This window comes from Candidatus Hydrogenedentota bacterium, from assembly GCA_019637335.1.
Classification (GTDB): domain Bacteria; phylum Hydrogenedentota; class Hydrogenedentia; order Hydrogenedentales; family JAEUWI01; genus JAEUWI01.
Map to the genome: position 1 here is coordinate 599,436 of JAHBVV010000001.1, position 17,945 is coordinate 617,380.

At 63.8% G+C, this 17,945-nt stretch carries 11 protein-coding genes and 2 pseudogenes; 8 read left to right on the forward strand and 5 right to left on the reverse strand.

Annotated features, from left to right (window positions below):
• Positions 1-16: 16 nt before the first annotated feature.
• Complete coding sequence (locus KF886_02190) at positions 17-235, reverse strand: hypothetical protein (protein ID MBX3176148.1); 219 nt, start codon at positions 233-235, stop codon at positions 17-19.
• Positions 236-510: 275 nt separating this feature from the next.
• Between KF886_02190 and KF886_02195 the strand changes: the two genes are divergently transcribed.
• The gene (locus tag KF886_02195) at positions 511-2,238 is read left to right on the forward strand and encodes a hypothetical protein (protein MBX3176149.1); all 1,728 of its coding nucleotides are present in this window, start codon (positions 511-513) and stop codon (positions 2,236-2,238) included.
• Here KF886_02195 and KF886_02200 read toward each other — a convergent pair.
• Positions 2,207-2,809 carry a hypothetical protein gene (locus KF886_02200; protein ID MBX3176150.1) on the reverse strand — a complete coding sequence of 201 codons (603 nt, stop codon included), beginning with the start codon at positions 2,807-2,809 and terminating at the stop codon, positions 2,207-2,209. The genes KF886_02195 and KF886_02200 overlap by 32 nt on opposite strands.
• A gap of 491 nt (positions 2,810-3,300) precedes the next feature.
• Between KF886_02200 and KF886_02205 the strand changes: the two genes are divergently transcribed.
• The 3 genes and pseudogenes from KF886_02205 to KF886_02215 all read left to right on the forward strand — a co-directional run bounded on the left by KF886_02205 (position 3,301) and on the right by KF886_02215 (position 5,649).
• Positions 3,301-4,722 carry a sulfatase gene (locus tag KF886_02205; protein ID MBX3176151.1) on the forward strand — a complete coding sequence of 474 codons (1,422 nt, stop codon included), beginning with the start codon at positions 3,301-3,303 and terminating at the stop codon, positions 4,720-4,722.
• Positions 4,723-5,176: 454 nt separating this feature from the next.
• A pseudogene (locus tag KF886_02210) lies at positions 5,177-5,437 on the forward strand (type II toxin-antitoxin system HicA family toxin).
• Entirely contained in the window at positions 5,437-5,649 is a 213-nt protein-coding gene (locus KF886_02215; GenBank protein MBX3176152.1) for a type II toxin-antitoxin system HicB family antitoxin, read from the forward strand. Before KF886_02210 ends, KF886_02215 begins: the two are co-directional and overlap by 1 nt.
• Positions 5,650-5,719: 70 nt before the next feature.
• Here KF886_02215 and KF886_02220 read toward each other — a convergent pair whose 3' ends face one another.
• Complete coding sequence (locus tag KF886_02220) at positions 5,720-9,814, reverse strand: sigma-70 family RNA polymerase sigma factor (GenBank protein MBX3176153.1); 4,095 nt, start codon at positions 9,812-9,814, stop codon at positions 5,720-5,722.
• 176 nt (positions 9,815-9,990) lie between these two features.
• Positions 9,991-11,121: a Fic family protein gene (locus KF886_02225; GenBank protein MBX3176154.1), complete on the reverse strand. Its 1,131-nt coding sequence runs from the start codon at positions 11,119-11,121 to the stop codon at positions 9,991-9,993.
• 543 nt (positions 11,122-11,664) lie between these two features.
• Here KF886_02225 and KF886_02230 point away from each other — a divergent pair.
• Positions 11,665-11,796 (forward strand): annotated as a pseudogene (locus KF886_02230) (aquaporin).
• Positions 11,797-11,845: 49 nt separating this feature from the next.
• Here KF886_02230 and KF886_02235 read toward each other — a convergent pair.
• Positions 11,846-12,274, reverse strand: a complete 429-nt coding sequence (locus tag KF886_02235; protein MBX3176155.1) for a hypothetical protein — start codon at positions 12,272-12,274, stop codon at positions 11,846-11,848.
• A gap of 746 nt (positions 12,275-13,020) precedes the next feature.
• Here KF886_02235 and KF886_02240 point away from each other — a divergent pair.
• From KF886_02240 to KF886_02250, 3 genes are all read left to right on the forward strand, one after another.
• Positions 13,021-16,185, forward strand: a complete 3,165-nt coding sequence (locus KF886_02240; GenBank protein MBX3176156.1) for a hypothetical protein — start codon at positions 13,021-13,023, stop codon at positions 16,183-16,185.
• A 240-nt stretch (positions 16,186-16,425) separates the two neighbouring features.
• Positions 16,426-16,803: a PadR family transcriptional regulator gene (locus KF886_02245; protein MBX3176157.1), complete on the forward strand. Its 378-nt coding sequence runs from the start codon at positions 16,426-16,428 to the stop codon at positions 16,801-16,803.
• Positions 16,784-17,761 (forward strand): DUF1559 domain-containing protein, encoded by a 978-nt coding sequence (locus KF886_02250; GenBank protein ID MBX3176158.1) that lies wholly within the window; start codon positions 16,784-16,786, stop codon positions 17,759-17,761. Before KF886_02245 ends, KF886_02250 begins: the two co-directional genes overlap by 20 nt.
• Positions 17,762-17,945 lie beyond the last annotated feature (184 nt).

Below are 17,945 nucleotides of genomic sequence, written 5' to 3' on the forward strand. Positions count from 1 at the left end.
ACATTTTACGCGGATATCAGGGGCCGACGGCTTCCGGCTCCGGCAGCTTGCGCACCTCGCCCTTGGCCAGAATCTGCTCCGCGCGATCATACAACACAAACTTCTTGCAGCCCTCTTCGCGGGCGTCATCCTCCACCACCCCCACCATGGAATCGCGCCAACCCGCCATGTCCTCCATGTCCCACCGCTCCTGCTGTTTCGGGGTCAGGGTGTGCCGATAGATCTTACGCGCCATTGTTGATGCTCCTGGAATATGGGTTTCATCCGGTCGAAACCATACTTGGTAAACAAGTTACAGCTGCCCCGGTGGTACTTCGGAAAGGAACGCGCCGCAGTCTTGAGTATAGCAAGCCGTCCTCGTTTTTTGCAATAGAAACCACAGGCCTTCCCGTGGGATAGTAGTGCTTTGAGGAGGGACAACAGGGACAGCATTTGATCAACATTGGTTCCGTTGCGTTTAGGACACCTGCGGGGATTCGTGGCGCCATTACCCATACTAACGAGCAATAAATGAGCACAATCAACACATATAAACAAAAACCGATCCTTTTTTGCCTGATATTCCTGGCCTTGGTCTGGTCGTCCCATAGCGTTGCGGCGCCCCTCTATCGTCCAGAGCGTCCTCAACGCGAGATCAATACCGACGAATACAAGCTTATCGTCCAGAAAAACAACCGTATCGATATCCTGCTGCTCAGCGGTCAGCACGTGCTCGATGACTTCTACCCCGCCGTGCAGTTTGCCGACGGCGCCCGTAAGCCGATCCAGATTCACCACCGGCAGTCGGTCCGTACCGCAGTGCGTAATCCCCTGGGCCAGGGAAATGGTTTCCAGTTCAGAAGCAAAGATGGGGACTGGCAGATCGCCACCTATCCCACGCAGCCGTTCCTGACCATCGACTTTACTTTCATCAACCACACCCGCAAGCCCGTCGATGTGGCGCGCTTGTCCCCCCTCGGTGTGGGCAAGGGCGGTTCGCTCTACCTCGGCGGGGTCGGGCCGATACGGGTGTTCTGTCCGCCGGATGGAGATCAGCGCTTCGCGATGATTGCCGGCGCATCCGCATCGAGCCCGGGGCATCTGGCGGCGTACAACGAAGCAACGGGCCAGAGCGTGCTTGCCGGCTTTCTGCACAGCGGCGCGGGCCGGGGCGAGGTGCGCCTGGCGGCCAGTTCGGGAATGGCCCCGGGCCAATTTGACCAGTTTGCCGCCGATACGGTCTTCGATCCGCCGGTGACGGTTGCGCCCGGCGAGAGCCTGCCCGCCGGGAGCGTGTACCTGGCCATTACCGAGCGGGATCCGCAGGAGGCGCTGGAGCGCTTTGCGCTGGCCGGGCGCTGGCTGGCGTCCGAGGGCGCTCCGGAGTTCCCCGATACCGCGCCGGAAATCTCCGGCGGCGGCGAAACGCTGCTGGACTGGGCCATTGCGTCGCGCCAATACTACGCCGCGCGGGGCGGCAGCCCGGCCATCGCGGCGTGGCTCGGGGACCTGGAGAAGCTGTCCCCCCGCTTCAACGACAACCAGTTCATCACCGCGATGACCCTGGCGGCGGTTCAGGGCGCGGATCTTGAACCAGCGGCCTCCACCGGGGGGCTGAGCGCGGTGCGCCGCCACGTGCTCTCCCGGCTCGCGCCTCCGGCGGCGGGCGGGCGGCCGCGCGACCTGTTTCAAGAGGCCCCGCCGGGCCAGTGGGTGCTTCCGGTGGATGGCGCGGCGGGGAAGTGGACGATCGCGGCGCTGTTCAACTGGGACGCGGACCGATCGGTGGAAACGGACATTCCCCTGCCGAGACTGGGGCTGAACGGCGAGAATTACTACACCATCTACGACTATTGGGCGGGGCAATACCTGGGCGTCATCCAGGGCCGGTTGCGTGCCGAAATCCCGGCGGAGGGCGTCCGGTTGTTCGGGCTGCGGCTGTTCGAGAAGCGGCCGTTGCTGGTCGCCGGCGGCGGGCATTTCACCCAGGGCGCGCGCGATCACACGTCGCTGTCGTGGTCCTACGAGGGCCGGGTGTTGGCCGGCGAATTCCAGGGCGCGCCGGGCAAGCCGTATACGCTCACGGTGCTGATACCGGAGCCCTACGTCTTTGCGGAGCTGAATTCCGAACCGGCGGCGGAGGAACACGCGGTTTCGGGGGCGGTGTTGACCTTCACCGTGCGGCCCGACGCCGGTGGCCGCGCGGCCTGGCGGGTGAAATGCGGCGTCAGCGGAACTGCGTATACACCAGCACCGTGACGCTCGCGTCAAACGTAATGTCGCGCGGTTCGAGAATTGCCGCCCCTTCCAGGTGGAGCGTTGGCGAACCGCACTGATCCTCCTCCAGGTCGTTCAGCAGATCCACGGGCGTGTCCTGCGTGAGGAAGAACTCTGTGCCGAGGCCGGCGTTGTTCGCAGCGGCCCCCAGCAGCAGGGTCTCGCCGCCCAATTCGAGAATTGTCAGGGTGAGCCGGGCGCTGGTGAAGGGAGCGAAGGTTCCGTCCGTGGCGACAATGTTGGTCGACGCGAGCTCCACGCTCGTGACGGTGACCAGGTCGGCAATGAGGTCGCCGGCGGCCTCACGGACGCGCGCGTCCAGGTCCTCCTGGTTGAAAAGCCCGCAGAAGGCGCCGAGGCTCACATCCGCCGAGCCGGTCGCCATGCTCGCGGCGGGAATGGTGACGTCCATGGTCACGGGCAGGGTGACTTCAACCGGAGGGAGCGGCGTGCCGGTGCAGCCGCCAAGACACAGGGCGATTGCGGGCAACGCCGCCCACAGCGGGAAGATGCGGCCGAGAGGGAAAGGCGTGCGGATGAAGTTGCGCTGCATGGGGATCTCCTCGCGCGCGGGCCTGCCTGACGCCCGCGCCATCTATAGTGTACCACGCGGCGTTAACTTTTCCCGGCCTGAATTTATTCGGGTGCAGTTCTGATATTACCGCGCCCGGACTATGGGCAAGTTAGAATTGTCCCGATTTTTGAAATTCGCCGGAAACCCACTATGATACGGGCTTTCAGCCTTGGCCGAAATCGTCGTCATTCTTCCTGGGCCTGCGGCCCAGGCTGATATGAGCGTGCGCCTTCGGCGCTGAAGAAACGGCATTCAGGGCCGAAGGCCTGTTTCAAACCAGCCTGGGCCGTCGGCCCAGGCAAAGGGATCCAATAAGCTATGAGGGCTGAAGGCCCGCTCCATAGCGCTCGTGATTCATCGGCAATATCAGAACTGCACCCATTGATTCGCGTTGTCCACCGCGCCTACGCTATGGGACTGACGTTCGGGCCGTGACGCCGATTATCCATTTCAGCCGCGAGGTTTCAGCAATGCAACACCGAATGCTTGTCGCCGCCGTGACGGCGGTTCTTGCCGTTTCGGCCCCGGCCGATCGGCCCAACGTGCTGTTCATCATTTCGGATGATCTGACCGCCGAGGCCGTTTCGGCGTACGGAAACGTGCAGGCCCAAACGCCGCACATTGACCGGCTCGCGGAAACGGGCGTGCGCTTTAACCGCGCGTATTGCCAGTATCCAGTATGCGGGCCGTCGCGCGCGTCGATGATGTCTGGGCTGTACCCGCTCTCCATCGGCGTCATGGGCAACGGGCAGTCCGAGGAATTCACCGAGAATCTGGGCGGACGCCCGTCCCTGGCGGAGCTCTTCAAGAAAAACGGGTACTACACGGCGCGGATGGGGAAGATCTACCACATGCGCGTGCCCGGCGATATCACGGCGGGCGTGGACGGGCCGGATCACGCGGCCTCGTGGACCGAGCGGTTCAATTGTCCGGGGCCGGAGTGGATGAGCAACGGCGAACACGCGCACCTGTCCAACGAGCCACTCGACCGCACCCCCGACAAGCACTACGGGCTGGGTTTTGGCGGCGCATTCTACGTGGTGAAGGGGGACACGGACGGCGCGGAGCAGCCCGATGTGCAGGCGGCGGATCGCGCGATCGCGCTGATGCGGGCGCACCGCGAGAACCCGTTTTTCCTGGCCGTGGGGCTTGTGCGGCCGCACGTGCCGCTTGTTGCGCCCGCCGCGTATTTCGACGCGTTCCCGGCCGACGCCATGGCGCTGCCGCCGGCGATCGCGGGAGACTGGGAGGATATTCCCCGATCGGGCATCACCAAGAACAGCGCCGGCAGCGGCCTGGACACGGCCGAGAAAAAGCGGCAGGTACTGAGCGCCTACCACGCGGCCGTCGCCTTTATGGACGCGCAGGTGGGCCGGATTCTCGGGGAGCTGGACGCACTTGGGCTGCGCGAAAAGACCATCGTGGTGTTCACAAGCGACCACGGCTACCACCTGGGCGAGCACGAATTCTGGCAGAAGATGAGCCTGCGCGAGGAGTCGGCCCGAATCCCGCTGATCGTCGCGGCGCCCGGGGTGAAGCCGGCGGTGACCGAGAGCCTCGCTCAATTGATGGACCTGTACCCGACGCTCGCGGAGCTGGGCGGGCTGGCGGTTCCGCCGCACTGCGAGGGGAAGAGCCTCGCGCCCGTGCTCGCGGACCCCGCCGCCGAGGTCCACGGCGCCGTCTACACCTGCATGCGCAACGATCACCTGCTGACGGCGCCGCGCTGGTCGTATATCGTCTACGGCGGCGGCGGGGAGGAACTGTACGACCTCAAAAAAGACCCGCGGCAATTCTTCAACCTGGCGGGCGCGCCGGCGTACGGGAATGTGCTCGAGGAGATGCGGCGAATGCTGTCGGAAAAGCGCGCCGGGATGGGGTCCCCCAACTGACGGCCCCGTTCGGCCATGCGTGTGGCGCGCCGGTCCACTTTGCTCAATTCTCTGGTACGTGACCGCAGTCGCGAAAAGGCCCGCCGGCCCGGTTTCGAACTCCTCCCGTCAGAATGACCTCATGTATTCGTGACACACGAACAAACGGTTCCGCCGCTGGCCGGTGATTTCGGTGAGGATGCGATTTTGGACGAAGGCGTGGACCGGGTGTCGTTGTTGGTGTCAAGAACTTTCTGTAATTTGTCTTGGTATCTTGGTTGAAGCCTGGGTTTGGGTCTTAACCTCGGGTTGTTTTTCAGTTTCCCCCTCCCCACGGGGGGCTGTACTAGTATTGGTTATGCCGCGTTCTGCTTCTGCTTCTGCTTCTTCGTATTCGCACTGCGTTCGTCCACCCAGTTCACCGTATGGTAGCGCGCCCGCTCACAGCCCCAGATTTCAGGCGCGAGAAGACCAGATGACGAAGTTTGGCAAGCTCTTGGCCAGGATATTGAGCGGGCGCTCCGATTCGAATATGGCGTTCAGCGAACTTTGCCAGCTATAGGCCCGTCTGGGATTTGTTCTGCGCGTGCGCGGGAGCCACCACGTTTTTGTATTGCCGGGGCCCGATGTCATGCTCAACCTCCAGCGCGAGGGCCACCTTGCAAAACCCTATCAGGTCCGCCAGGTCAGGACGGTCATCACCGCACACGGGCTTGCCCCCGAGGAGGACGAATGATGCATAAGTATGAGATTATCATTTACTGGAGCGACGAGGACCAGGTTTTTGTGGCGGAAGTGCCCGAGTTGCCCGGATGCGTGGCCCATGGCGAGAGCCCGAGCTACGCACTGTGCAATTGCAGCGACGCGATGGACTTGTGGCGTGACACCGCCCGGGAGTTTGGCCGCCCGATCCCCGAGCCGAGGGGCAGGCGCCTTCAGTTCGCGTGACCCGCGCAGAACACGCCGGGGCGCCTATCTGGTTCCGGAATATGAAGGTGAAGGAACTGGAGTAGGGGGGCTATGGAACTCGGACTTTCACGTCAATATCGGTATCTGCCACGGTGACCGTTTGTTGCGCGATCACACTGGCGTCGCCGTCCAAGACGACAACCGTGTAAGTGCCCGGTTCCACGGCGCCGAATCGAAACGTCCCGCCGGGGCCAATCCGCTGCTGTTGGAGGGTCCAGCGGTACAGTTCATTCATGTCTTCGCTCGATTCAACTGGCCTCTCAAGCGTACCGGCAACCAGCCTGCCGAATTCCGCCGAAGCTGCACCGCCCTGAAGCACTTCCCCCGTGATGTTCGCGCCCGCCGTAAAATCCATGGTTTCCACCAGCGTTTCGCCCTCGCCGATGTCGCGGTGCACGACTTTGCCGGCGCTCTGATCACGATCCAACTGCACGGAGAGCAGCAGCGTGGCGCGGCCGGGCGGAACGTTCTCCAGCGTAATCGCGCGACCCGCATTGGGTGCTCCGTACAGCGATGTCTGCGCATCGGTGGCGTCCACGGTTACAATGGCATATATTTGTGCATCTGCGAGGTATTCGGGCAGTACAGGCTGCAGCGTGATCCGCGCCGAGCCATCCCTGAAGTTAAGATCCAGCGTGTTTGATCCCGGCGCGATGTGGATGTTGCGTTCCAGTCGCGCCCCGATGCTATCCAGCACGACCGTTGCCTCGCCGGACATAAGGCCGGAGAAGGCGTAGCTGCCGTCTTCCCGCAGATCAGGTTTGTAGCTCCAGAAGTAGCGTGGACCGGCAACGCTCGGAACCGACAGCTTGAGTTGGTCGTCCCGGATTGGCTTGCCGTTGTAGGTCGCGCGCCCCGAGAGTTCCGCAGAGGGAGGAAGAGCAAGCTGTACGGGTTCGTTTCGCGCTCTTGCCTCTGTCGTAACGGCAAGCCGACCCTTCACCGGATGGTAGACGAACAACGTGTTAACTCCCGGGAGTAGATCATCAAGCTTTGCGATCCCTTCGTCGTTTGTCTCGTGAGAACATTCGCTTGCGCGCGTGTTGTCGAAGAGGTGCGGCACATCATGCACGAACACGCACGCGCCCGACACTGGCCCACCCGACGCGTCCACGACCTGCACTCGCGCCGCGGGGGCGGGAAGCAGGCGGATAGTAAGCCCGCTCCGCGTTTCACCCGACCGCACCACGGTTGCAGTTTGCCCGGGGAAGAAACCCGGGGCCCTCGCAATTACCGTCTGCTCGCCCGGCGGGAGATTCGACGCGAAAAACTCGCCTTTCGCGCTGGAATGATACAATCCATACCGATGGCCGCGAAGCGCTTGTTCGATCTGGCTGGCGTCGTGGGATGGGACCGCTTGTATGTGAAACATTTCAACCGGATCGCCGGTTGTGGCGTCGATAACCCTGCCGTCGACGCTTCCCAGGCGATTCAGGCGGAAGTTCACGTTCTGACTCCCGGGAATCACGTCTGCTGCGCTGGCCCGCGCGTACCTTTCCGCGCGCACCGTTACTTCGGCCGGATACGTTCCAAGCCCCTTTAGCGTATAGCGCCCGTCGCCGTCCGTCTCAGCCACTGGAATACGTTCCGGCGTTCCGGAAGCGCGAACCTGCGCCCCGGTGATCGGAGCGCCATGCGCGTCCAGTACCCGGCCCGATATCTCGCCGTTCCCGCTGTTGTACTCCAGCGGGGCGAGCGTACTAGATTCACCCGGTTGCACGGCAACCCGCTGTGCGACTTGTCCGGCCCCCAATATGCTCGCCGTGTAGGCGCCCGGATATACCGACGCGAAATGGAAGAAGCCGGAGCCGTCCGAGATCGACCGTTGAATCTCCCGGCCGTGTTCGTCGCGCAGGACGACTTCTACGTCCGCGCAAGGCTGCCATCCTCCCCGAACCACCTGCCCCTGGATGCTCCCGGTGGTGGCGCGCCGGGCAGTCAGTTGCAGATCGGGCAGGTCCTCACGCGAAACCCGGAATGGCCCCACGAGATCGCTGGTCCAGCCACCGCCGGAGATCTGCACCTTGATCTCCCAATCCGGCGAGATGCCGTCCGCTCGAAAGGAACCGTCTCGAAGAATAGGAATGGAGCGGTATCCCCCCGCGTCGAGACGCACTTCCAGGCGCGCGTCCTCCCATGTCGAGGATTCGGGGAACTCTACGTTCCCGGCGAGGCTTACCCCGCTGTCGAGCTCAAAATCGAGGTGCTCGATCACCGTGCCGTACTCGATTTGAATGGGCTCCGCCTCTTCGAATTCAAGCGGTATGTACCCGTTTCCCATGACGCGCTGTGGGCGGTATTCGCCGGGATGCAGGCCGGCAAACGAGTAGAACCCGTTCTCGTCCGCCATTACGGAATCGCTCCATACGCGCCTCCCTTCACGTAAGGTCACATCCGAATTGGGTATCGGCGTTCCGGTTCGCCCGTCGCGTATCTGCCCGCTGATCCGTCCGCCCGAACGAACTTCAACACGAACACCGTCGGTCAGGCGCCCGGGAAACACGGCAAACGGCGGGGACGTGACCACCAGGTTCGGGTGGCTGGGCAGGTCGACGATATTGCTCGGCGAAGCAACGCCTGCGATTGAGAAGCTCCCCGTCGCGTCGGTGGTCGCGAATCGATCTTCGTGCAATTCGAGAACGATTCCCGGCACGCCGGTATCCGTACCTGAATAGACCACGCGGCCCGCGACGGTTGCGCCTGGCTGAAGCTGGATCTCGCGCGGTGTTTCCTCAGGGTGCCGAAACTCGATTCGCCGGAATACATGTTCTCGAGAGTCGACATCGGCGCGCCAATGCCCCACCCAGGCGTGGCGCAGCACAAACTTTCCGTTTTCGTCGGTATGCACCGTGAAAAACTGCTTCATGGCATCCGTAAAGACGCGTACGTCCTCACCAACGCGCACGACGTAGGGCCGGATTTCGGCGCCCACAATCGGATTCCCGTCCACATCGGTGACGGCGCCGGTCAGGTCGCTGCTCTGCAGGAGTTTTAGGGTGCGTTCGCGCACCTGGGAACGGTCGGATCGCGCGGTAGCCTCGCTGAGGCCATATGCGTCCTGGGCAACGGCCTGCAGCAGGTATCGTTGCCCGTCCTGAAGACCTTCGATAACGAATCGTCCGTTGGAGTCCGAGATTGCTTCGTGGCGCGCGCCGAGATCCGCGTCTACGGTGTTGGCGGTAACGAGCAAATTCGGAATTGGATGGTCCGAATGATCAACCACGCGGCCGTGAACGATGCCGTCGCCCGACGCTGGCGCGATTGCGGGAGAGGCAGATTCCGCAGACGCCAGTGTGGAAACGGGATCACCCGATTGTTCGGCTGCGGAGTCCGGCGCGGTTTGTGGCGCGGCGGACGCCGCCTCAGGAGTGTTCGAGGCTGGGGGAGTCGGCGGCTGGCCGTTTCGGACCGGTATCAGCGTCACCGAAACAATGCCGGCCACAATGACCGTAGCCGCGCCCGTTTTCACCAGCACCGCGGTGGTCAGCATTCCCGCGCCCGCCGCGGCCGCGCTTGTCCCAAGCCACGGGACTGTCGCGCCCGCGATTAATCCGATAATCTTCCGGCTCCGCGCGGCCGACGATCCCTGTTCCTCCACCGTGTCGCGCAATTGCGCAAGCATCCGCTGGCTCAGAATATCCCGGGCGCGTTGAAGGCGCTTCTTGGCGGCTTCCGTGGAGATTTCGAGCTGCTCCGCGATCTCGCGGACCTTCAGGCCCGCGTAATAGTGGAGGAGCAAGATCTCGCGGTGTTCGGGCGGCAGGCCTTCGACGCGTTCCCTCAACAGCGCCCGCAATTCCGTGTCCGCGTGATTGTCCGGATCGCCCGGCGCGGGGAGTTCGGCGCCCTCCAGCGGAGTTTCTCTGCGTCGGCGCACGATCACGTCCGACGCGCGGTTGCGCGCGATTTGCAGTAGCCACGGACGAAACTTTGCCGGCTCTCGGAGGTCCGGGAGGCGTTTGAAGGCCGTCAGGAACGCGTCCTGCGTCACATCCTCGGCATCCGCCGTATTGCCAAGCATCCCGTAGGCAATCGCGAAGACCAACTGCTGATACTTTGTCACCAGGGGCGAAAAGGCCTCCCGGCGACCCCGGAGGGTGCGTTTGACCAGCCGGGCGTCGTTGGAGGGAAGAATCGAAATCATGCCGCTCAAATCTCCTTGGGTGTTGTACCGAGGAGACGGCCGGAATCGCAAACGGGGGACATCTTTTTCCGAAGTTAACTATTGACACCCGCGCGCCGACCGCGGATCATGACCGCGAATCGAGCCGGTAGTCCGCCGGCCCATATTCCCCGCTTCTCGGTATCTGCCAACGCCCATCAGAACAACCTCACGTATTCGTGAAAACCGAACAAGCGATTCCGTTGCTGCCCCGTGATTTCCGTGAGAATGCCCTTCTCCACAAAGACCTGAACGAGATCGTTTGCGGCTTTCTTCGAGAGACCGGTCATGCCCTGCACATCCTTTACCGCTACGACGGGTCGCTTAAAAAGTTGTGGCAACAGGTCCATGCCGTGCTTCGCCCGTTTGCCCATGGTCATGATACGCTCTTTTTCGATGGACTCTTTCAACTTGATAATCTTCTGAAGGGTTTCCACGGCGGTTTCGGCGGTCTGGGCGACACCGCTGAGGAAGAACTTGATCCACTGGGCGAGGTCGTCCCTGGTGCGAACGCCGGTCAGGTTGTCGTAGTAAAGACTCTTGTGCCGCTCGAAGTAGTCGGACAGATAGAGCAGGGGCTTGTCGAGTACGCCGCTGGAGACGAGATAGAGGGTGATGAGCAAGCGACCGATACGTCCGTTGCCGTCGAGAAAGGGGTGGATGGTCTCGAACTGGTAGTGGGCGATGGCAATACGAACCAGGTGGGGTACCTTGAACTCGTCGTTGTGCAGGAACTTTTCAAGATCCGCCATGAGATCGGGAACTTCGGTGTGTACCGGCGGAATGAAGACCGCATCGGAAGGGCTGGCGCCGCCGATCCAGTTTTGAGACGTGCGGAATTCTCCGGGGCTTTTATGTTCCCCCCGCGCACTGGCCAGGATGACATTGTGGGCGTTCCGGATGAGTCGATTGGAAAGGGGTAGGTTCGTCAGTTCGTTGATGGCGCTGTTCATGGCGGCCACGTAGTTGTTCACTTCCCGCCAATCGTCACGCCGCTCGGGGGCGATGTCTTCCTCGCCGATCAGCGCTTCTTCCACCGTGGTCTGGGTGCCCTCGATGCGGCTGGATTCGACGGCTTCCTTGAAGATGTGCATCCGAATGAACATATCCGTATCGGGGACGAGCCGGGAGAAGGAGTTTAACTCGCCCAGTTTCAGGGAGGCGCGCTCCAGGAGCTCATTGATGCCCTCGTCTGTCCAGACAAATACATGGTTAATTCGTTCGGGCACGAAGTAGCGGTATTCGTAGCCTTTTCGGTACGTGCCCGCCTTGAAATCCTTGATGTCCATCGTTGCTCCAAAGTAAACTAAAATCTTGATTAGTTTACTTTAATGCATAAAAGTAAACCAAGATAGTTCCTGGTTTACTATCTCTCGCTCAAAGCGTCCTGATTCAGGGCCACCTTCGCCAGATTCTCCAAGAACGCCTTATCGAGCTGCGTCTCCGCCTTCAGCGCCCCGAAGCGCTCGTCAAAGTTCGAGTCGTCCTCTTCATCCGGTAGGCCGACATAGCGGGACGGGCTGCTGGTCCCCCCCGAAAGCCGCAAGCATCCCGCGGCGGGCGGCGTCCCTCTATGGCCGGCCCGGGGGGGATCGCGCGCCACACAACCGCGCGATGGAGAAAGGATAGCGCGCCCCGCCCGCCGGTGCAAGGCGGCGGGATCGGTGAAGGGATCGCGGGCTGTCGCTCGGAACTCCCGGATCTTGCCTCTACCAGGATTTTGGAATACCCCGGTGGTTCAAAAAGAATGGCGGTGGTTCTGAAGACCACGGCTTCGTTGCCGCCGGCAGGCCGAAGGTCCGCCGGGGCGGAAATGCCCGCGATCCTTTTTTGCGAGCAGCACCGGCGTGGCCGTGTTCGTGGGCGATTGGGCCTTGATGCAGTTGTGGCTGTTCTGGGTGGCCCCCATTGTCGGCGCGGCGATTGGCGCCGTGCTCTACAAGGCCCTGGCCGAAGAGAAATAGCGCCGGCGGGCCGCGTTATGCAGGTGCGTGCGTGCGGGGGCTGGGCCGCTCAGTACCCCGCGCACATGTACCAGCGGATCCCTTCCTTGTCGAAGCGATCCAGGATGCACTCGTATTCGCGAAGCTCCGCCGCAATGGATTCGCCGTCTTCGAGGGCGTCCGGATTCGCCTCCAGGTGGGCCGCCAGCGCGCGCACCGTCTCAAGGCCGTCCGCCGCGCTGAACCACGTCAGCTCCGGCATCTCCGGAAGGGCGTAGCCCTCGTAGTGCAGGCTGGCCTGCAGCGCTTCGGTGTCTTCACTGCGGAAACTCGAGAGTGATCGCACGCGCAGCTTCTTGCACAGCCGGTCGAGCGCCGCGTCGTTCGAGCTGCCCAGGCAAATGCCGGGCGTGTAGTGGTCGAACCCGTCGATCTCGCGTTCGGGGACAATGTACAGCGGGGCGTTCTCGGGGTTCAGTTCCTTCAGGTGCAGATCCATGCTCGGGTTACTCCGTGTCCGGGCGTCGGGGCGCGTCCCGGATTTCGTTGTACGCTTCACCATCTAGTCCCGGCTCCCCCGGGCGCGGGGAGCGGGCGTGGCCCGTGGCCGGGCCGCTGCGTGCGCCGGTCGGGCGGCGCTCGTTCGCGCGCCGGGCTGTGGGGAGGGGTCCGCGAAAGCCCGTGCGGCTCGCCTGCCTTGCGTGCGCTGTACAGGCGTGAAGCCGTAAGTATAGCATACACGGAGGGCAAATTGGGACCCCGAGATTCTCACTATTGACAGACGCGCCCCCGGATCGGATAATCCATACAGGCAATGGGTTGGTCCGGGTGTGGAGCGCTGCAATGAAGACCAACGCAATCTATATAGCGGACACCTCCGCCATGGAATACCGCCCGGGGCCCGTGTGGCGCACGTGGCGGCGGCAGTTTCGCGCGGCCATGCGCGCGCTCGCCCCGCCCGCGGGTCCGGCGTGGTATCGGCTGGTTTATTGGTGGATTGCAACGCCTTCTGGCCTGTTTGCGAATTTTTTCGTCTGGTTTGCCGGGTCAAACGCCTTCGGGGCGTCGTTCTTTGTTGTATGGCTTTTATTATCGGTTTTTGTTCCTTCCGCCCTGGTTTATAGCCGGACCGTGCCGCCACCAGACGACCGCCAGTCCTGATCCCGCACCGCGCTTTCTTCATACCTCCCCGATCCCGTAGACTACGGATAACGTTCCAACAGTTTCGCTCTCCGGGGTCACGCCATGAATCGATTCGCCTGCCGCCGCCCGCTCTTCGCCGTCCTTCTCGCGCTTCACGCGCTGTCCGCCGCGACCGAACCCATCCTTACCCACAGCGCCGACTTCGCCCGCGTGGCGCCCGCGCGCTGGGTGGCGGAGGGTTGGCGCGTCGACAATCCCGACCCGGGCGCGGTGGCGATCGCGGCGGATGGGGCCGTCGCCTTCGTGGTCACCACGCCGAACACCGCCATGGCGTGGACCCTGACCTGCGAGCCGATCTGGATGGAGCCCTTCCGGACACTGGCCTTGTCTTACTTCGTGGAAGGGGTCCCGGAAGACACGAGCGGCGTTTTTATCGAGCTGTTCGACGGCTCCACGGGCCCCATCACGCCGGGCGCCACGAACACGGAAAATCCCCTGGCCAGCGGCGGGCGCCACGCCTGCGGGACCTATACGCCCGGCCTCCACGTGGAGTTGGTGGACCTCGGGGCCGTCGAAAACCTCGAGCGCGTTGGCGAGATCACGATCACCGTCCGCGCGGGCGCCGATCCCGTCGCGGTGCGGCTGAACCAGCTCGCCTTTCTCGCCGATCCGGTGTCGCCCGGCGCCTTGCCCGCGCCCGAGCTATTGCGCCTCGAAGGAGGGGAGCAGCCCCAGGTGGCGCTCGCCCTGCCGGAGGAACACCGCGTACCGCTCCAGGACCTGGCGAAGGCGCTCGGCCTCGGGCCAGATGTGCTGGCGCCCGGTCCCTCAGCCATCGCCGGGTTCCCATTCACCCTCGCCGCCGAGGCCGCCGTGACGCCCACCACGCGCGGCGGCGCCCTGGCGATGGCCCCATCGGGATCTGGGGACACGCTCGCGCTCCTCATCGGGACGCGCCTTTGGGGCAACGCGGAAGGGTGGTACAGCGCCGGCGATCGCGCGCCCCGGGATCGAGCCCCGGGCGCGCACCAGGCCCGAATCGCGCTGCGCTACGCGGACGGCGCCATCGAAGGGGCCATTCCCCGGCATGCGGCAACCGGCGCGGTCGGGCTGGTGGCCGGTATCGCGGCCTACACCGTTCCGATCGACCCCGAGCGCGAACTCGCCGAGATCAGTCTCGTGGAAGAGATGTCCTACGGGCAGGTCGCCCTCATCGCGGCCTCGGTGCTGACGCGCGGCGAGGATCCCGTTGCGGACGCGTCCGCCGTGGCGCCCGAAGTGAAGCTCCCCGCCGCAGCCGAGTCCGATCCGCCGGGATCGATCCGCGTGGAGGCTGGAGGAACGCGTCTTGTCGTGGACAGCGCGGGCCAGGTGATCCAGCTCGCCGGGGCCGATGGTCACGTCTGGGGCGGCGCGCCGTTTTCGCTCCTCGAGGTCGCGCCGGATGCCGAAGCCGCGCCCCTCGCGCTTGAAGTCCTGGAGACCACGGTATATCCCGAAGGCGATCGCGCAACCATCCGCTGGCGTGCGCCTCACGGGGCGCCGGCGGGCGCGCAGGAAGCCTCGCTCACCATCACCGCGCAGCCCGGCGGCGCGCTGCGCCTCGACGCGGAACTTTACAACCCCGGCGACGCGCCGTGGACCCCGCATGTGGCGCTGCCCGCGCTTCCCGGCCTCCGCGCGAGCCGCGGCGGCCCGCCGGCCTACATGCTGCCCGCGCGCAGCGCGCTGAACGACACCGCCCCCGTCTCATTGTCGGAAGTCTACGGGGGCCGCTTCCCGCTCCAGTTTATGGATGTCTACGACGCCACCCACGGCGGCGGCCTGGCCTGCATCGTGCTCGACGACACCCGGCGCCGCAAGTGGTTCGAGTTCTCGCAGGACGCCGACGGCGTGTCGCAGATGGCCGTGCGCTACCGCAATCTGGAAATCGCGCCCGGGGAGCACCTCGCGCTGCCGCCGGTGCTGATCCGCCCGCACGAAGGTGATTGGCGCGCGCCCTTCGCGGAATACCGGGACTGGGTGCGGACGGCCTTCCCCCGCACGCGTACGAACAGTATGCGCGGCGTCTTCTACTGCCGCCGCGATTATCCCCTCGGCGGCACGACCTACCTGTACGACGTGGCGAAACCGGCATACTCCTACGACAAGCTCATCTCGGAGTCGAACTGGGCCTTCGGCGGGACCGACATGATCGACATCTCCGGGTGGGCCTATAACGAAGAAATCGGGCGCGTCGGCACGTACCTGCGCAACGATCTCGGCGGCCTCGAAGCGCTGGCCGCCGGCGTGCGCGCGGGCCATGCGCGCGGCGTGCAGACCGGCCTTTACATCGAGGGCTACCTGCTCGACAGGCGCGCGGCGACGGCGGAGGAGGGCCTGGCGAACTGGCAGCTGGTTCGCGCCGGCGGCCAGCCCGCGTGGTGGCCCGGGGAGATGGAATTCTTCTGCTGCCCCGGCGCCCCCGGCTGGCGCGAGAAGCTCGCGTCCGACATCGCGGCCGTCGCGGCGGCCACCGGCGCGGACGCGGTCTACGTCGATCAACTCGGCATTCTCGATCCCGGGAAGGAGTGCTGGGCGGAGAACCACGGGCACCCCGTGCCGTCGAATCCGATCGACGAGGAAATCGGCCTGCTGATGCGCGTCCGCGAGGTGTTGGACACCGTGAAGCCGGACTGCGCGATCTACATCGAGCACCTGCCCTGCGACGCCATGACGCCCTACATCGACGGCGCCTTCAACCTCGGCATGAAGCACACGCGCCACGCCCTGGGGCCCACCAAGCTGCCGCTGCACCGCTACCTCACGCCGGATATCCCCGTGTTCGAAATGGTCGCCCACGGTATTCGGCCCATCCCCGCCGAGGCGGACGACCTCAAGTTGAGCTTTTTCCACGGCCTCGGGCTCTGGCTCAAGGGGCGCGGCGGCTCGTGGTACAGCGAGGGCTTCCGCGCGCTCGCCCCGGCTTTCCACGAGGTGCTCGTCGCGCATACCGATTTCTTCCGTTCGCCGGATGCCGCGCCGCACATCGACACCCTGCGGGAAGGCGTCTACGCCAACCGCTTCCCCCACGGCGATCGGGTGCTGTACACACTCTACAACGCCACGCCGGACACACTGACCGGGCCGATCCTCGCGGTTCCCCCGGGCAGCACGATGGAAACCCTTTACGCCGCCCCGCCGCTGGCCCTGTCCGTGCAAGATGGCAAGCTCATCGCCGAAGGGTTCCTGCCAGAAGAAGTGGCCGCCGTGCTGGTCACGCCATAGATTTCCGCGCGCTGCTCGGAGGATTTACGGCCCGGCCTTGGCAGGCAACTCCCGCACATTGGCGGTAAGACGCGTGAATGTCCCCGGCCCACGCGCCGCTGGCCAGTTTTTTTTGAGCCTCACGCAAATTCGGCCACTCTGCTTTCGGGAGAAAAACGGGCTTGACATTTCGTTGGAATCTGCTATAATGCAATGCAAGGTACCTTGCAACGCACTTTAGCGATCCTTTTCGAGGACTTCATGGTCAGCGGTCAAAACGAGCTGAATCTGGGCAACTGGACCACCCAGTTGCGTAAGGGCCTGCTGGAGCTGTGCATCGTCAACCTGCTCGCCCGCGGCGAACTTTATGGCTACGATCTGGTGAAGCGCGTTACGGCTATCCGCGGCATCGTCGTGACCGAAGGCACCATCTATCCCCTCCTCTCTCGCCTGCGAAAGAGCGGCCTTTTGGAAACGCGCACGGAGGAGTCGCCCAATGGACCGGTGCGCAAGTATTACCGCCTGACCCCGGCCGGGGAGCGGGCGCGGGAACTGATGAACGCGTGCTGGCAGGATGTGGAAATAGGCGTAAACGGCCTTATGAGAAAGGAACCTACCGATGACGCATTGGACACCTGAAGCGGAACAGCGCCTGGATTCCTACCTTGCCGAGGTTTTCGAACTCGCGCGCTCCCAAGGTGAGGCTGGCGAGGATTTTCTGGGAGATCTGCGAACCCACATACGGAGCGACGCGGAAGCGATTGCGGGTGGCGTCGTGACGCTGCAACATCTGGTACGCGCGCTGGCGAATTCGGGCACGCCGCATGACGTGGTGGGGCTCGATGCCGCCGGTCCAGCGGCGGCGAGGGCCGTGCCGCCACCCATCCCTCCCGCAGGCGCCCACTTCGCGCCCGAGCCCGCCGGCCCGCCGACGGTCGTGGTGCAAAAAGCACCGGCTTTCAGCGGGACGAGGAACTGCCTTATTATAGGGCTGATTTGCCTAGTCGCTATACCGTTTGTATTGGCGATCTTCGGCACCCTCGCCGCGGTACTGCTGCCCGCGCTGTCGCGATCACGGGAGGCGGCACGCCGTGCGAGTTGCCAGAATAATCTGAAGCAGTTGGGATTAGAACTTTACACCTACGCGGACAGGCACGGCGGCCGGCTTCCCCCCCTGTCCGGCGCGGGGAATCATTTCGTGTTCGACGGGGCGTTTCAAGCGGGGATCAACCCGGATCTGCTTCAGTGCCCGTCGGATGGCGAGACCTCGAACCTGGACTACATTTACCTGGGGTATGCCGTGCGCGATCAGGAGGAGTTGGAGGCCCTGCTGAATGCCTATAACGACGCGGGCGGCGAGGGGGACGCGCCCATGTCCCAAGACGCTATTTCGATTCCCGGTGGCACTTTGGAACTGCTGCAAATGGGGCGCCCCGAGTCCGCCCGTATCCCCGTGCTCGTGGAATGGGGAGACCATCACCATCCCAGGGGTGGCAACGTGCTCTACCTCGATGGCCACGTGGAATTCATAAAGTTTGGAAGCCGGTTTCCCATGACCGATGAATTCTTCGCGGCCGTGAAAAGTCTTGGCGAGTAGGCTCTTTGCGGCTGTTGCCGCGCTTGCGCCGTCCGGAGCGAGCGTTACTCCACCGGCTGCCCGAACATCAGCATGAGTGTAAACAGGGCGCCCACAATCGCGGTGAATATGAGCTGGAAAATGGCGGGGAAGAGGAAGAGAAGCTGTTTGCCCGAATCCGAAACCGTCTCCATGGCGGTACCCT

Coding starts and splice junctions, on each gene's coding strand:
- KF886_02190 (MBX3176148.1), bottom strand. CDS start 235: ATGGCGCGTAAGATCTATCGGCACACCCTGACCCCGAAACAGCAGGAG.
- KF886_02195 (MBX3176149.1), top strand. CDS start 511: ATGAGCACAATCAACACATATAAACAAAAACCGATCCTTTTTTGCCTG.
- KF886_02200 (MBX3176150.1), bottom strand. CDS start 2,809: ATGCAGCGCAACTTCATCCGCACGCCTTTCCCTCTCGGCCGCATCTTC.
- KF886_02205 (MBX3176151.1), top strand. CDS start 3,301: ATGCAACACCGAATGCTTGTCGCCGCCGTGACGGCGGTTCTTGCCGTT.
- KF886_02215 (MBX3176152.1), top strand. CDS start 5,437: ATGCATAAGTATGAGATTATCATTTACTGGAGCGACGAGGACCAGGTT.
- KF886_02220 (MBX3176153.1), bottom strand. CDS start 9,814: ATGATTTCGATTCTTCCCTCCAACGACGCCCGGCTGGTCAAACGCACC.
- KF886_02225 (MBX3176154.1), bottom strand. CDS start 11,121: ATGGACATCAAGGATTTCAAGGCGGGCACGTACCGAAAAGGCTACGAA.
- KF886_02235 (MBX3176155.1), bottom strand. CDS start 12,274: ATGGATCTGCACCTGAAGGAACTGAACCCCGAGAACGCCCCGCTGTAC.
- KF886_02240 (MBX3176156.1), top strand. CDS start 13,021: ATGAATCGATTCGCCTGCCGCCGCCCGCTCTTCGCCGTCCTTCTCGCG.
- KF886_02245 (MBX3176157.1), top strand. CDS start 16,426: ATGGTCAGCGGTCAAAACGAGCTGAATCTGGGCAACTGGACCACCCAG.
- KF886_02250 (MBX3176158.1), top strand. CDS start 16,784: ATGACGCATTGGACACCTGAAGCGGAACAGCGCCTGGATTCCTACCTT.